We start from the raw sequence: 14972 nt of genomic DNA on the forward strand, positions 1-14972 counted from the left end.
TCCGGCGCCACAAATCCCCCCAAGGCCGCCGCACCCCTCCGACCACCTCAGGATCTGGCCCCCGTCACACAGTGTCAAGAACCCGTCCCAACGGTTCGTTGGCCGGGAAAGATGCGTAAGGCAACTATCAGAGCCGGATTCACAGCGCCGGTCCGGCCGGGGTGAACCTCGGGTGGGTAGCCTGGGGCCCGCGCCAGCCTGTCAGTAGTCGGGGGGTACGGCGTCATCAACATTGGTGATTTCGTCGTCCGGGGAGGGACCGAGCATGTCGATCGTGAGTCCCGTCTTCGTGGCGCGGGGGCCGGAAACGGCCGCGATCGAGGCGGCGTACGCCCAGGCGGTACGGCGTGAGCCGGCCACCGTGCTCGTGTCCGGCGAGGCCGGGATCGGCAAGTCCCGACTCGTCGGCACCGCGACGGCCGGCCTGCCCGGCGACCCGCTGGTCCTCACCGGCGGCTGTCTCGAGCTCGGGTCCGACGAGACGCCGTACGTCCCGTTCGCCGGTATCTTCCGTCGGCTGGTCGACCACCTCGGCCGCGACCGCGTGCACGAGCTGCTGCCGCTGGATCGATCTGCCATCGCCGCCTGGTTGCCCGGGTTCGCGCCGCCGGACATCCCCTTCGGCCGGACCCGGCTGTTCGAGGAGCTCCTGCTCCTCATCGGCGAGGTCGCGCGCGACCGACCGGTCGTTCTCGTGGTCGAGGACCTGCAGTGGGCCGACGCCTCCAGCCGTGAGCTCTTCGTCTACCTCACCCGGAACCTGACCAGCCTCCCGGTTCTGCTGATCGGCACGATCCGTAGCGGCACACTGCCCGAGACGCATCCGAACCGGCGGATCATCGCCGAGCTCGGCCGCCGCGCCGACGTCACCGAGCTCCGCCTCGCCGCGCTGGACGTGGCCGCGGTCGCGGACCTGGTCGCCGCGATCGAGGGCAGCCGCCCGGATCCGGTCCGGGTCCGCGAGATCCATCACCGCAGCAGCGGGAACCCGCTCTTCGTCGAAGCCTTGAGCACCAGCGGTACGACGATGCCGGACACCCTCCGGGCCATGCTCCGGCACCGGGTCAGCGAGCTGCCTCAGACGGCGCAGGAGGTCCTCGCGATCGTGGCGGTGGCGTCCACGGACGTCGCCGAGGACCTGCTGTGTGCGGTGGTCGGTCGCGCGGAGATCGACGTACGGAACGATCTGCGGCGGCTGATCGCGCACGACCAGATCGTCGTCCGCGATCTGAGGTTCGGTTTGCGGCACGACCTGATCCGCCAGGTCGTGTACGACGAACTGCTGCCGGGCGAGCGTCGCGAGTACCACACGCGCTGGGCGGAGCAGTTGGGCAACGATCCGGAGGCGGCCGGTGTCGTCGCCGCGCACTGGGCCGCGGCGGGCCGCCCCGAACTAGCCCTTCCCGCGGCGTGGGGCTCAGCGCAAGAGGCCGGTCGGCGGTACGCCTACGACGAGCAACTCCACTCGCTGGAGCGCGTTCTGGATCTGTGGGACAGCGCCGACCTCGGCGTCGATCGCGTCACCGTGCACGAGCAAGCGGCGCTCGCGGCGTTCTCCGCCGGACGGTCGGCGGACGGCCTCCGGCATGCGACCGCTGCCCTCGACGGGCTCGACGATGCGAACCGCCGAGCGCGGTTGCTGTCCTTGCGCGGCCGGACGCAGAACCGCATCGACGCTCGCGGCGACACGGACATCGAGGCCGCGCTGGCCCTGGTGCCACCCGGCCGCGACGACGCGCTGCGGGCGGGCATCTTGTCCGACCTGGCGTTCGTCCGGCTCGTGGCAGAGCAGCCCGAGCGGGTGTCCGATGTCGTCGCGGAGGCCCTCGAGATCGCCGAACGCCTGGACGACGACGCGCTGCGCGCTCCGGCCCTGCTGGCGGAGGGATTTTGCCTCGCCGCCGGCGGCGAGGTCGACCAGGCGCAGCAGCAGTACGCCGCCAGCCGCCGGGCCGCCGAACGCGCCGGCGACCGCGAGACGTTGCTGACCGCCTACCAGTGGGAGGCTGCTTCCCTCGGATTCGCCGGCCGGTACGCCGACTCGTTGCACATCGCCGCGCAGGGATATCAACTCGCCCAGCGGTCGGGACTGGAGCGGACCCGCGGGGCGATGCTTGCCAACAACTGCGCCCGCATGCTGGCGCGGCTCGGGCGGTGGGACGAGGCGGAGCAGCTCATGGAGGGCACGCTGGCGAGCGACCCGCCGCCGTACTACGCGGCGGGCATGTGGGAGGTGATCGCCTCGATCGCCGTCCAGCGCGGCGACCTCGACAGGTACGACGAGGTCGCGGCGCGGCGTGCGAAGTACCTGAAGGAGTATCCGGGTGCGGTCGCGGTGCAGCTCGACGCCGACCTGACCGCGATCACCCGGTTCCTGGCCGGTGGCGACCTCGATCGGGCCGACGAGCTCGTCGGCGCCCGGCTGGCCGATCCGGTCGAGCTCAACGGGAACACGTCGATGTGGCTCTGGCTCGCGGTGCACGGGGCACAGGTCGTCCGCGCCCGGATTGCCGCGGCGCCGCGCGACCGGAACGTCGTGGCGGCGGCAGCCGAGCGGATGGCGGAGCTGAGCGCCATCATGGAGCGGTTCCGGCAGGACTCCCCGGAGGGCACCGTCCTCCAGCTCATGTTCGACGCGCTGTCCGGCCCCGGCGACCTGCCGGCCTGGGACCGGGTGGCGGCCGCGTGGCGGGACGCGGGGAACCCGTACCAGCTCGCGTCCGCGCTGATCTGCGGCGCCGAGTCAGCGCTTGCCTCCAGCAACCAGTACGGCGCCCGGCTGCGGCTGAACGAAGCCCACGAGCTGGCCACCAGGCTCGGCGCCAAGGGTCTGGTACGCCGGATCGAGCAGCTCACCGCGCGGGTTCACCTCGACGACGCGCCGGTTGCCGTCGACAACGACTTCGGTCTGACCCGGCGCGAGCTCGACGTCCTTGCGGCGTTGACGCGGGGGCTGTCGAACGCCGACATCGCCGCCGAGCTGTTCATCTCGACGAACACCGTCGCGACCCACGTCGCGCGGATCCTGACCAAGCTCGGCGTCAGCAGCCGCACCCAAGCCGCCACCACCGCCCACCGCACCGGCCTCATCACACCGTGAGCATCTGTTAGAACGCCCAGGCCACCATCCGCGGGAACTCCTCCCGCCAGAACGGGTCGCCGTGGTCGCCGACCCGCTCGGTGAGGACAACCTCCGCGTCGGCGTCCTGCAGTGCGTCCCGCCAGCGGGCGGCGTTCTCCATGAACCACGGCTCGAGCGTGCCGGCCAGGAGGTAGGTGCGCGGCAGCGCGCTCGGCAACTCTTCGGGCGGTTGGTAGCCGCCACCCGGTGACGCGGCGAAGACCGCGCCGAAGATGTCTGGGTGCCGCATGCCCATCGCCAAGGAGAGCTCGGCGCTCGCCGACACCCCACACACCGCGGTCCTTTCAGCGGGGAGCGCGACGCCGAAACGCGACTGCACCCAGCCGCGGACGTCCTCGACGAAGAACCGCTCGTGCGCCGCGAACCGTTCGGCGTCGAACGACGGCGAGTACTCGTGGATGCGCGCCATCTCGTCCGGATCGTCCGTGCGGTAGGCGCCGACCACCATCGTCGGCGGAACGTCGGCCGCCTCCAGATCCGGACCCCATTGCGAGATCAACTGCCCGTCACCGGCGTACACCACCACCTCCGGTGGGACCGGCGGCACGTACACCCGCACCTGCCGGCCACCGTCGTACTCGAACGTCTCGGTTACGAACTCACCGTCCATCACCCCATCCAACCACTACCCGGCGTCCTGATAGGCGGGTAAGCCAAGGAGGTCGTCGACGGTGGTGAAGTCGTAGCCCTGGTCGCGGAGGCGTGGGACGAGCAGTTTGACGGCCGCGACGGTCGCGGCCCGGTCGCCGCCTTTGCCGTCGAACCCGTCGTGAAAGATGGTGATCGAGCCAGGGCGGGTGGTGCGAAGCGCTTGCCGGGCGATGCGTTCTGGGCTGGGTTGAGCGACCTCGAGCAGGTGGCAGAACTCGCCGGAGATCACCTGGAGTCCGTGCTGTTTCAGCAGGCCGGGGAGGGCGGGGATCCGCAGCAGCCAGGGTGGTCGGTAGAGCGCCGGGCGGATCCCGAGCTCGGCGAAGGCCGCCATGCCCTGGCCCAGCTCGGCGGCGAGCGTGCGTTGCCGCAGGTACTGCGTGAACTCGTGGGTGTGACCGTGCAGGCCGACCACGTGCCCGGCGTCGACGAGCCGCTTGGTCACCTCGGGGTGACGCTGGACCGCGCGGCCGACCTGGAAGAAGGTGGCCGGGATGCCTTCGCGCTCGAGGTAGTCCGCGAGCTCCGAGGTGTACGGCTCGTTCGGTCCGTCGTCGAAGGTGAGCGCAACCTGGCGGCGGTCGGCAGGCCCGCGGTACGGGAACGGGCCGATCGTCTGCGAGTACGGCGACATCATGAACCAGTACGCCGTACCGACGGCCGCGGCCGCCAGCGCCGGGGGTGCGAGGCGGCGCGCCCTCATCGTTTCGCCACCCACGAATTCTCGACCAGCTCGGCCCCCACGAGCGTCAGCGCGACGATCGCTGCCAGCCAGGCCAGGCCGACCAGCCGCGCGCGGAACCGCGGCCGGTCGGAGTTCCGGAAGGCGGGTGCCGTGCCGATCAGCGGTCGGCCGGTGACGCGGTTCAAGGTGACAGCGAGCGCGTAGTAGAAGAACCACGACACCACGAGGTTGTACACCAGCCCGCGCGTCAACCGCCGCGCCGAGGTGAAGGTGGGATTCGTCCGGTCGAAGGTCACCCGGCCGCGAGCTCGCAACTGACAGAGCAACCCGAGCTCGTCAGCCCCTTGCGTGCCTCTCAGGTCGTACCCCGACCACGCGTCCTTGCGGAACGCGATGTTGGTCGCGGTGACGTAGAGGACGCGCCCAGTCAGCCGGTACACGAAGTGCACCAGCTCGAACAGAATGCCGGCATACACCCGGCCCCACCACGGGCCACCGACATACCGGCAGGGACCCGCCACCGCCACTCGATCAGGCTCCCGCCGAAAGCTCTGGTCGATCCGGGACAGCCAGCCGGCGTCGAAGACCGTGTCCGCATCGCTCGACACCACGATCTCACCCCGGGCCGCCACACTCCCCCGATGCCGAGCCGGACAGACACCCGGCTGCGCCTCCGCGACGACGACCGCACCGTGCTGCCGGGCGATCTCCGCCGTACCGTCGGTGCAGTTGTTGTCAACCACAACCACTTCGTACTCACCCGCGAAGTCCTGCAGCGCGAGCGAGCGCAGGCAGTCTCCGATGAACCGCTCCTCGTTGTATGCCGGGATCACCACAGTGAACCTGGGCGCACGATCCACGCTCATCTCGCGCGTCCTTCCGTAGGGCTCCAACCAGACCTGGCCACGAACACGACCAGCGTGCCGCCCGGATGCTGGCTTGGGTGAACCCCACCCCAACAACAGGCAAAACCGTCAAGGCGGAACCGCGATACTAACGACATGCCCCCACGCTAGAAACCCACCCCCCAACCAACGATGGTGCTAGCTCCCGTATTCGGAGTTGGGTTAACCCCCCAACGCCGGCGTTCGTCGGCGGCGCTCCACCGGCTGGGCGGTGTGCGACGGTAAGATCACACGTATGGCGAACGAGTCGATTCCTGCTACGCGGTTGATTCCGCGGCGGCTTCCGGTGGGGCGGCTCGGGGTGTCGGTGGTGGCCGAGCTCGTGGACCTGATTGTGACCGGGCGGTTGAAGGAGGGCGATCTGCTGCCGCCGGAAGGGCCGCTGAGCGAGCACTTCGGCGTCAGCCGGACGGTGTTGCGTGAGTCGGTGAAGCGGCTCGAGGAGAAGGGTCTGGTGACCGTCTCGCAGGGTCGGGGCACGCAGGTGCGGGCGCCGGGCTACTGGAACATGCTCGATCCGGTGGTGCTGTCGGCCTTGATCGACAACGACGAGAGCCTCGGCGTCCTCGACGAGCTGACGATCGTGCGCGCGAGCCTCGAGTCGGCGATGGCCAAAGCTGTCGCCGGCGCTCACACCGCGGAAGAGCTCAGGCGGCTCGAGAACGCGTTGACAGCCATGCGGGAGAGCGAGTCGGAAACGGACTCGTTCCGGCAGGCGGACGTGATCTTCCACTACGCGGTGATGGAGATCTCCGGCAACCGGCTGGCGGAGAACATCGCCAAGCAGGTCTACAAACGGGCCGTCGAGTCCAGCCGGTACCAGGGCATCAACCCGCCCGACGCGGTAGCGGTCACGCTCAAGGAGCACGAAGCGATCGTGAAGGCGATCGCGCGCAAGGACGGCGCGGCCGCCGAGAAGGCGATGCACGACCACATCCACGGGTCGTGGGAGCGCCGCCGGCTGTCCGACCACGCTCCCCGACCGCGCGGGCGCAAGCGGAGTCAGAAAAAGCAGTAGACCTCGGCAGCGTTGCCGCCGAACACCCGCGCCCGCTCCGCCGCCGACAGCCCACTGAACAAGCTGTCCGCAGCGGCCTTCCAGGCCACTGCTCCCCCGCCGAGTTCCGCCAGCGGCCAGTCGGACCCGTACAGCAGGCGATCCGGCCCGAACGCCTCGAGCGCGATCAGCACCCGATCGGCAAGATCCTCGGCACGCCAGGACCCCGGCGCCAGACCGGACACAAGACCCGACACCTTCGCGACGACGTTCGGTCGGCGAGCGAGCTCCCGCAGGCCGGCTGCCCACGCCGTGGTGTCCTCCCCGGGAGGCGGCGGACCACCCAGGTGATCGAGGATGAACTGCAGCTCCTCGTGACGACCGCTCACCAGCGCCGCCTGAGACAGTTGCCAATCGCGGACGACGAGGTCGAAGCAGAGCCCCTCGCGATCGAGTACGGCGAAGCCCTGCGCAACATCGTCCCGCAACAACCACTCCGGATCTGGATCGATGTGCGCCAGATGCCGCACGCCCACAACGGGTACGGCAGCAGGTCGGTGGATCCGCTCGAGCTGCGCAGCGACGTCCGCGGTGAGATCGACCCACCCGACGACGCCCGCGACCACCGACGAATCCAGTTGGGCCAGCCGGACGCTCTCTTCCAGGCTGTTGCTCGACTGGACGACGATCGCACGATCGAGACCTGTCGAGGCGAGCATCTCCTTCAGGTCGGCCGTGCCGAAGTCGCGCGCGATCGGCGCCATGGTCCGCGGATCGATCCAGTCCTGCGGGTCCAGCGCCCGGTCCCACAGGTGCACGTGCGCGTCGATCCCCAGGCTCATTCGAGGTGCCACACTTCGTCGATGGGCTGCCACAAAGCGCCCGGATTGCGCTCTTCGGCGATCCGCACCTGGCACGGATCGGTGTGCGTCCACCACTCCTGCGAGACCGGGTCGTCCGCGATCCGTCGCATGTCGGCGTCGTGGTCGTCGCCGACGTACTCGTAGTACGCGAACAAGATGTCGCCGAAGACGAAGATGCTGTAGTTGCGAATGTTGCACTCGACGAGCTTCTGCTCGACGCCCGGCCAGACCGCGCTGTGCAACGTCAGGTACTCCTCGCGCTTCTCGGGCCGCACCCCGACGACGAACGCCCGGCGTTCCGGCGGGCGCGTCACGAGACCGGCCTCAGCGGTACGGCGGGAACGTCGATCACGTCCGGCTCGGCCACGAGCCGCAATGCAGCGCGCCCGGGCCGGATGTGTGGACCTGCCGGTCCCGGATCGGCCGCGGCGGAACCTGCCGGTGACAGCTGCGACTCGTGCACCACGATGCCGATCCCGGGGCGGTCGCCCAGGATGATCCCGCCGTCGTCGAACTCCTGGTCGACGTCCAGACCGACCGGGAAGTGCAGGTCCTGGACCTCGTAGGTCAGCAGGTTCGGTACGGCGGCGGCCGCGTGGGCGATCGGGTTCGTGTTGTACGCGACCGGGCTCACCGGGAGGTCGTGACCGTGCGCCAGCGTCGCCACCCGGAGGAAGTGGGTGATTCCCCACACGTTGCCCACCTGGACGATGTCGACGGCCTTGGCGTCGAGCAGCGGACGGTACTGCTCGAGGCCGGTGAGGTTCTCGCCGCTGGCAATGGCCGCACGCACCTTCCCGCGCAGGGCGGCCATTCCGGCAGCGTCCCAGCGCCGTAGCGGCTCCTCCACCCAGGTGAGGTCCATCCGCTCCTCGATGGCCGCCACGTACCGGGTCGCCTGCGCCTGGTTCCACGACTCGTTGGCGTCGAACATGAGCGCGGGCCGGCGGGAGTTCCGGCTGAGCACGTCCCGGACGATCTCCAGCCGGGGCAGGTCACGGTCCAGGTCACGGCCGCCCTTGAGCTTGCCCGCCTTGAACCCGCGGGCCGCGAACCGGCCGTACAGCTCGCCGAGCTCCTCGTCGGTCAGACCGTACTCGAGGCCGGAGGCGTAGCCGGGGACGAAGCGTTCGCGCGCCCCGAGGGTCCGCCAGAGCGGCTCGTCGGCCGCCTTGGCCTTGAGGTCCCACAGCGCCGTGTCGACGGCTCCGATCGTGCCGAACACCGGTCCCGAATGACCGGTTTTGAACACCCAGTCGAGCATTCGGTCATAAAGCGCCACAACCGATCGTGGGTCCTCACCCTCGACGGCCGGAAAGACGCGGGCGATGTCGGCGTGCGGGCCGACACCGACTCCTTCGATCCCGGCGTCGGTCTCTATGACGAGCACGGGGACCGGAGTGGTGTTGCCGCTCTGTACGCCGTTGACGTCGCCGGTGACTCTGCCCCAGTCGTGCACCGTGGTCAGGCTGCGATAGCCAGTGATCTTCATAGGTGGTTCTCCTTGAGTGCCGGAACAGTCATTCCTTGGTCCCTCCCGCTGTCATTCCCGCAACCAGGAAGCGTTGGGAGAAGAGGAAGACGATCAGTACCGGCAGGATCGACACGATCGTCGCCAGCGCCAGGGTGGGCAACTGGATGGAGTCCGATCCTGCCGAACTGGGGTTGAACGCGGGGGTCGCGGCCAGCAGCGACGTGAGTCCGACCTGCACGGGGTAGCCGTCACTGGAGGGCAGCATCACGAACGGCAGGAAGAAGTTGTTCCAGTTCTGCACGAAGCTGAAGAAGGCGACCAGGGCAACGATCGGCGCGGCCAGCGGCAGCGCGACCCGGGAGAAGACCTGCAACTCGCTGCACCCGTCGATGCGGGCCGCCGCGAGCAGGTCCCGGGGGATGCTCGTCGAGAAGTAGATGTAGGTCAGGTAGACGCCGAACGGGAAGAACGACATCGGCAGGATCACCGACAGCGGACTGCCGATCAGGCCGACGCTGTTCAGCTCCAGGAAGATCGGCAGCACCAGCGCGGTGCTGGGGATGAGCATCACGACCAGGGTCAGCACCAGGAGTGCCCGGCGCAGCTTGAACTCGGTGAGCGCGAGCGCGTAGCCGGCGGGGATGCCCGCGACGAGCGTGATCACCAGCGCGCCGACGGCATAGACCGCCGAGTTGCCGATCCAGGTCGTGACCGCGCCGTCCTGGAAGTCGAACAACTGGTTCCAGTTGGCGACGAAGTCACCCCACGAACCCACCGAGAACGGGTTCGAGACGGTCAGCGCCTTGGCGGACTTGGTGACCGCGAAGAGCAGCCAGACGATCGGGATCGCGAAGAACAGGACGAACAGCGTCACCACGACGCCCGCGATCGAGCGCCCGCTCCACCCGCGGAGGTTCGCGCGGCGGCGTTCACTGGAGAGAGCCGACATATTCATTCCTTGTCGAAGAGGCCGCCGCGGGTCACGAACACCCAGGACAGCAGGAGCGCGACGACCAGCAGGATCAGGGAGATGGCGGCCGCACCGTTGAAGTCGTTCTGCTGGAACGCGTACTGGTAGGCGAGCTGGTTCAGCGAGTAGTCGTTGGGGACCACTGCATTGCTGGCCTGGCTGAGCAACTGCGGCTCGACGAACAGCTGCGTGCCGGCCGCGAGGGACATGACGCCCATGTACGCGATCCACTTGCGGAGCATCGGCAGCTGGATCCGCAGCGCGATCTGTATGGCGCTCGCGCCGTCGACCTGGGCCGCCTCGAGCATCTCCGTGCTGATGTTGTTCAGCGCGCCGTACATGATGACGATCCAGCCACCGGCTCCGGTCCAGAACGCGATGATCGCGAAGATCGCCGGCAGGTTCCCGGGCTGGATGACCGCGACGAAGCTGTCGAACCCGAGCCCCCGGAGCAACCCGCTGACCGGACTGGCGGTGGGGTCGAGGACGAACAGCCAGAGCAGCACACTGGACGCGCCGGCGAGAGCGCCTGGGAGGTAGTAGACAAACCGCAGAGCTGTGCTCGCCCAACGGACCCGTACGGCGTGGACGATCAAGGCCAGACCCACGACGAAGACCACGAGCCCGACGAGCCAGATGACGAGGTAGATGGTCACGTGGAGCACGGCCGGCCAGAACCTGAAGTCCCCGACGACCTTCGTGAAGTTGCCGAGGCCGGCGAATCCGCCGTCCGCGTTGGTGAACGCGAGCACCACGGCGTACAGCGAAGGGACCACCCCGAAGGCCAGGGCGAGCAGTGCGTAGAGCGAGACGAAGACGTAGCCGATCGGCGTTCGGCCGGGTGCTCGTCCGTCGGGCCGAGCCGGCCGCCGGCGCTCGGGGGCGCCGGCGGTCAGCTGGTCGCTCGGTGGAGCGATGGTCATGTCAGTTCACCGAGTATCCGTTGACCTTGGCCTGGTTCTCGATTGCCTGCTGCCACGTCGGCAGCAGCTCGACGATCGACTTGCCACCGGTGATCGCCGTCGTCATCGTCTTCGCCCAGATCGCTTCCTGGCTGAAGACGCCGTAGCCCCAGCCGTCCCACACCTGTGAGGCCGCGGTGACGATCGGCTGCAGCGAGGTCGCGAAGTACTTGGCGGACTCCTGCTTCGCGACCCACTTCTCCGCCGCTGGTGCGTACGCGGGGTACCCCGGTGCGACGTTCACCTGGTAGTCGTCGGCGGTCGTGACGAACTGGACGAACTTCTCGGCCGCGGCGAGGTTCTTGGAGTGGCTGGAGATGAACCAGGTGCCGCCACCCACGTTGCCGGTGACAGCCTTGTCCTCACCCTTCCACGGCAGCGGCGCGGCGATGCCGAGCTGGCCGGCCGGCACGTTCAGGGACTGCGGGTTGTTGAAGATCGCCCCGGCGTACCAGGCCGGGCCGGGCATCATCAGCACCTTGCCGGCGTACTTCTTCACGAACTCCGGGGTGAAGACGCTCACGACGGGGACGGTGCCGTTCCCGCGGAGCGTGTCGAGCATCCCGGCCGCCCGCTTGCACTCCGTGGAGTCCGTCTTGACCGTGACCGCCTTGGGTCCGGTGATGCCGTTGGCCTGGCACTTGCTGGCCCACATGAAGACCTCTGGCGTCCAGGCGTCGCCGGCGGTGCCGATGATGTAGCCGGGATGCTGCTTGGCCACCTTCTCCCCGAGCGCCTGGTACTCCTCCCAGGTGGTCGGGACGGCGTACCCGAACTGGTCCAGCAGCTTCTTGTTGTACCAGAGCACGGCCTGGGCGAGGTCGTTGCGGACGCAGTACACATGGCCGTCCACCGTGCACGGGTTGAGCGAGCCTTGAGTGAACTTCGCGAGCGTGTCACCAGGAACCAGACCTTTGTCCAGCACGGCCGCGAAGGCGTCCTTACCACCACTCTTCTGACTGGCCCACGCCGCGTCGTTGTTCTGCGTGGAGAACACGACGTCGGGCCAGCCGCTGCCGGCCCGGTCGAACAGCTGCGTCTTCGTCCGGAACGAATTCGACCCGTTCGCCGACCCGTCGTAGGCGACGACCTGGATCTTCGTGTCCGGGTTGGCCTTCTGGAACGCCTTCGCAGCGGCCTGCCGGTCCGCGTCCACCCAGACGGTGATCGTCGACGACGTGTCCTGCTTGGCTTCGGGGAAGCCGTACGACCCGGCCGCGGAGCTGGTACCGCTTCCGCATCCGGCGAGAGCCAGGACCGCGGTGACTGCGCAGGCCCCGGCGACGCCCAGCGCCGACCTGCGGCGGCGAACCCCGTTGTGGATTCCGACCATGAGATGTCCTTGTCTTGGCGACTCCGTTGACGAGCCGGTGTGGATCTTGAGGGCAGACTATAGAGCATACGTATGACGTTTCACCATGGCTGCGAGCGCACGAAAATGCGCGCTGCGACGGGTCAGCGGGCGAGCCAGCCGCCGTCGACCGGAAGGATCGCCCCGGTGACGTAGCGGGCGGCGTCCGAGGCCAGGTAGACGGCCGCGCCGGCGACGTCCTCCGCCGTACCCCATCGGCCCGCAGGGATCCGCTCGAGGATGGCGCGTGAGCGGTCGGGGTCGTCCTGGAGCGCCTGCGTGTTGTCGGTGGCGATGTAGCCGGGAGCGATGCCGTTCACCGTCACGCCGCGACCCGCCCACTCGTTGGACAGCGCGCGGACCAGCCCCGCCGCACCGGACTTGGCGGCTGCGTAGCCCGGCACGTTGATACCGCCCTGGAACGACAACAGCGAAGCGGTGAAGACGATCCGTCCGTACTCCGCCTGCACCATCCGCCGCCCGAGGATCTGACTGAGCACGAACGCGCTGGTGAGATCGACCTCGAGCACCTCGTCGAACCAGTCGAGCGGATGCTCCGCGGCCGGCGCGCGGCGGATGGTTCCGGCGTTGTTGACCAGCACGTCCACCCGGCGATCGTCCGCGGCGAGCGTCTCGGCGAACTCGATCACCTGGGTGCGGTCGGCAAAGTCCACGCGGTACCCCGTGAAGTGGCGACCGAGCTGACGCACGCGGTCCCCGATCGCGGACGACGCGGGGTCGAGAGTGGCCGAAACCCCGACGATGTCGGCACCGGCAGCCGCCAGCGCCTCGGCGACAGCGAAACCGATGCCCCGCTTCGCGCCCGTCACCACCGCGAGACGCCCAGTCAGATCGAACGCGTTCATGAGGCGTTCAGCTCGACGAGCAGCTTCATCGCGCGGCCGGTCTCGAGGACGCCGAACGCCTCCTGAACCTCGGCCAGCGGTACGACACCGGTCACCAGTCGCTCCGCCGGTATGGTGCCATCGGCAACGAGTTCCGCGGCGCGCTCGAAGTCCCGCCGCTGGTAGACCCGCGCCCCGAGGATCCGCAGCTCCCTCCAGAACACCCGGTGCAGGTCCAGCGGGCGCGGTTGCGAATGGATGGCCACCACCACGAGGGTCCCGCGAACCTTGACCAGATCGGTGGCAGCCCGAACGGCGGCGGCAGCGCCCGAGACCTCGAAGACGACGTCGGCGCCCGCCCCACTTGTCCACTCTTCCACCCAGGCGGTCTGATCCACCGCCGAAGGGTCCAGCGTCGCGAGTCCGAGTTCTGCCGCGGTGGCCCGGCGGGCAGCGTCGATCTCCGCGATCACGACGTCAGCACCGAACGCGGCGGCGACGGTCGCGATCAACACACCGATCGGGCCTGCCCCGATGACGACGGCCTTGTCTCCCGGCGCAAGCTCTGACCGCCGTACGTCGTGGACCGCGACCGCTACCGGCTCCACCAGCGCGGCATCTCGCAGCGACACCTCGGACGGCAGTCGCACCAGGGTCGACGCCGGCACGTTCCAGTACTGCTGCAGAGCCCCAGGGCTGTCGATTCCGATGAAGTCCAGGTGCTGGCAGATGTGCTCGTTCCCGGCACGGCAGGCGGGACAGCTGCCGTCCCAGACGAGCGGCATCACGGTCACCGGCTCCCCGACCGACCAGCCGTCCACGCCGGCACCGACCTCGGCGATCGTGCCCGACATCTCGTGCCCGATGGTCGCCGGCGTGCGGACGCGGCCGTCCAGGTCGCCGTGGAACACGTGCAGGTCGGTGCCACAGATGCCGACATACGCCACCGCGATACGGACCTCGCCCGCGCGCAGCTCGGCCGGTGCCCGCTCCTCGAGCGTCATCGTCCGGTCACCCACATAGTTCACCGCGAACATCCCTGTTTCCTCCTCGCTGCAGAACCGCAAACATAATACGTATGCTGAAAACATGTCCAGACCCCCACTTGCCACCAGGCCGCTGCGCAGCGGCCACCACCTCACCGAGCTCGGGCTGGGTGCGGCCCAGTTCGGCAACCTGTTCATGGAAACGACCGACGAGCAGGCGACCCGCGCCGTCACGGCAGCGCTCGACGAGGGGATCCGCTACTTCGACACCGCACCGCACTACGGCCTGGGTCTCTCCGAACACCGGCTCGGACATGCACTGGACGGCCTCACCGCCGACGTTCTCGTCTCGTCGAAGGTGGGGCGTCTGCTGGTCGACAGCCCGGAGACGGCCGACCGGCTCGACGACGACGGGTTCGTCGTACCTGCGGCCAAGAGACGCGTCTGGGACTTCAGCCGGGACGGGATCCTCCGTTCCGTGGAGCAGTCGCTGGCCAGGCTTGGTACGGATCGGCTCGACATCGCCTACCTGCACGATCCGGACGACCATTGGGACGCGGCCGCGTCCAGCGGGGTCGCAGCCCTGGTGCAGCTGCGGGATCAGGGCGTTGTCGGTGCGATCGGCGCCGGCATGAACCAGTCGGCGATGCTGGCCGAGTTCGTCCGGCGGACGGACGTCGACGTGGTCATGGTCGCCGGACGGTTCACCCTGCTCGACCAGTCGGCCCTTGCCGACCTGCTGCCGATCGCGCACGAGCGCGGTGTCGGTGTTGTCGCCGCGGCGGTCTACAACTCCGGCCTCCTCAGTACGGCGACACCGGACAGCTCGGCGTACTACGACTATGGACGCGCACCGACCGCCGTCGTCGACCGAGCCGAACGTGTCGCCGAGACCTGCGAACGGCATGGCGTAAGCCTTCCCGCGGCAGCGATCCAGTACCCCCTGCGTCATCCCGCGATCGTCTCCGTGGTCACCGGGATGCGCACCGAGGAACACGTTCGGAGTACCGCGATCCGCTACCAGCAAGAGATCCCGGAGTCGCTGTGGGAAGAACTCGACGCGAACGGCCTCGCTCCCGACCCGGCCCGGACGAAGTAGGCGTACGACCTCTTGTCGCAAACATCATACGTATGCTAACTC

Annotated in this window: 14 protein-coding genes; 3 read left to right on the top strand and 11 right to left on the bottom strand. The window is 68.8% G+C overall.

Annotation, left to right across the window (positions count from 1 at the left end; genetic code table 11):
• Nucleotides 1-265: 265 nt before the first annotated feature.
• Nucleotides 266-3100: an AAA family ATPase gene (locus AB0E69_RS10660; protein WP_360142538.1), complete on the top strand. Its 2835-nt coding sequence runs from the start codon at nucleotides 266-268 to the stop codon at nucleotides 3098-3100.
• A gap of 7 nt (nucleotides 3101-3107) precedes the next feature.
• On the opposite strand, the gene AB0E69_RS10665 is transcribed toward AB0E69_RS10660, so the two are convergent.
• The 3 genes from AB0E69_RS10665 to AB0E69_RS10675 are packed head-to-tail and all read right to left on the bottom strand — an operon-like array spanning nucleotide 3108 to nucleotide 5344.
• On the bottom strand, nucleotides 3108-3752 hold the full coding sequence (locus AB0E69_RS10665; RefSeq protein WP_360142540.1) for an alpha/beta hydrolase-fold protein: 645 nt from the start codon (nucleotides 3750-3752) through the stop codon (nucleotides 3108-3110).
• A 15-nt stretch (nucleotides 3753-3767) separates the two neighbouring features.
• Nucleotides 3768-4496 (bottom strand): polysaccharide deacetylase family protein, encoded by a 729-nt coding sequence (locus AB0E69_RS10670; protein WP_360142542.1) that lies wholly within the window; start codon nucleotides 4494-4496, stop codon nucleotides 3768-3770.
• A complete protein-coding gene (locus tag AB0E69_RS10675) occupies nucleotides 4493-5344 on the bottom strand; it encodes a glycosyltransferase family 2 protein (RefSeq protein WP_360142544.1) in 852 nt (283 codons plus the stop codon). Before AB0E69_RS10675 ends, AB0E69_RS10670 begins: the two co-directional genes overlap by 4 nt.
• Nucleotides 5345-5618: 274 nt before the next feature.
• Between AB0E69_RS10675 and AB0E69_RS10680 the strand changes: the two genes are divergently transcribed.
• A complete protein-coding gene (locus tag AB0E69_RS10680; protein ID WP_360142546.1) occupies nucleotides 5619-6401 on the top strand; it encodes a FadR/GntR family transcriptional regulator in 783 nt (260 codons plus the stop codon).
• Here AB0E69_RS10680 and AB0E69_RS10685 read toward each other — a convergent pair.
• From AB0E69_RS10685 to AB0E69_RS10720, 8 genes are all read right to left on the bottom strand, one after another.
• Nucleotides 6386-7222, bottom strand: coding sequence for an amidohydrolase family protein (locus tag AB0E69_RS10685; RefSeq protein WP_360142548.1), 837 nt, complete (start codon nucleotides 7220-7222; stop codon nucleotides 6386-6388). The two genes, AB0E69_RS10680 and AB0E69_RS10685, sit on opposite strands and share 16 nt — an antisense overlap.
• Nucleotides 7219-7557 (bottom strand): L-rhamnose mutarotase, encoded by a 339-nt coding sequence (locus AB0E69_RS10690; protein WP_360142550.1) that lies wholly within the window; start codon nucleotides 7555-7557, stop codon nucleotides 7219-7221. The genes AB0E69_RS10685 and AB0E69_RS10690 overlap by 4 nt, the downstream gene beginning before the upstream one ends.
• Nucleotides 7554-8735, bottom strand: a complete 1182-nt coding sequence (locus tag AB0E69_RS10695; RefSeq protein ID WP_360142552.1) for a mandelate racemase/muconate lactonizing enzyme family protein — start codon at nucleotides 8733-8735, stop codon at nucleotides 7554-7556. The genes AB0E69_RS10690 and AB0E69_RS10695 overlap by 4 nt, the downstream gene beginning before the upstream one ends.
• 28 nt (nucleotides 8736-8763) lie before the next feature.
• The gene (locus AB0E69_RS10700; RefSeq protein WP_360142554.1) at nucleotides 8764-9666 is read right to left on the bottom strand and encodes a carbohydrate ABC transporter permease; all 903 of its coding nucleotides are present in this window, start codon (nucleotides 9664-9666) and stop codon (nucleotides 8764-8766) included.
• A 2-nt stretch (nucleotides 9667-9668) separates the two neighbouring features.
• Nucleotides 9669-10610 carry a sugar ABC transporter permease gene (locus AB0E69_RS10705; RefSeq protein ID WP_360142556.1) on the bottom strand — a complete coding sequence of 314 codons (942 nt, stop codon included), beginning with the start codon at nucleotides 10608-10610 and terminating at the stop codon, nucleotides 9669-9671.
• Between the two features lies 1 nt (nucleotide 10611).
• On the bottom strand, nucleotides 10612-11982 hold the full coding sequence (locus AB0E69_RS10710; protein ID WP_360142558.1) for an ABC transporter substrate-binding protein: 1371 nt from the start codon (nucleotides 11980-11982) through the stop codon (nucleotides 10612-10614).
• A 122-nt stretch (nucleotides 11983-12104) separates the two neighbouring features.
• Nucleotides 12105-12866, bottom strand: a complete 762-nt coding sequence (locus AB0E69_RS10715; protein WP_360142560.1) for an SDR family oxidoreductase — start codon at nucleotides 12864-12866, stop codon at nucleotides 12105-12107.
• Nucleotides 12863-13882: an alcohol dehydrogenase catalytic domain-containing protein gene (locus tag AB0E69_RS10720; protein ID WP_360142562.1), complete on the bottom strand. Its 1020-nt coding sequence runs from the start codon at nucleotides 13880-13882 to the stop codon at nucleotides 12863-12865. The genes AB0E69_RS10715 and AB0E69_RS10720 overlap by 4 nt, the downstream gene beginning before the upstream one ends.
• Nucleotides 13883-13934: 52 nt before the next feature.
• Here AB0E69_RS10720 and AB0E69_RS10725 point away from each other — a divergent pair, with 52 nt between their 5' ends.
• Complete coding sequence (locus AB0E69_RS10725) at nucleotides 13935-14930, top strand: aldo/keto reductase (RefSeq protein ID WP_360142564.1); 996 nt, start codon at nucleotides 13935-13937, stop codon at nucleotides 14928-14930.
• Nucleotides 14931-14972: the final 42 nt, after the last annotated feature.

The organism is Kribbella sp. NPDC026611, from assembly GCF_040638345.1.
Classification (GTDB): domain Bacteria; phylum Actinomycetota; class Actinomycetes; order Propionibacteriales; family Kribbellaceae; genus Kribbella.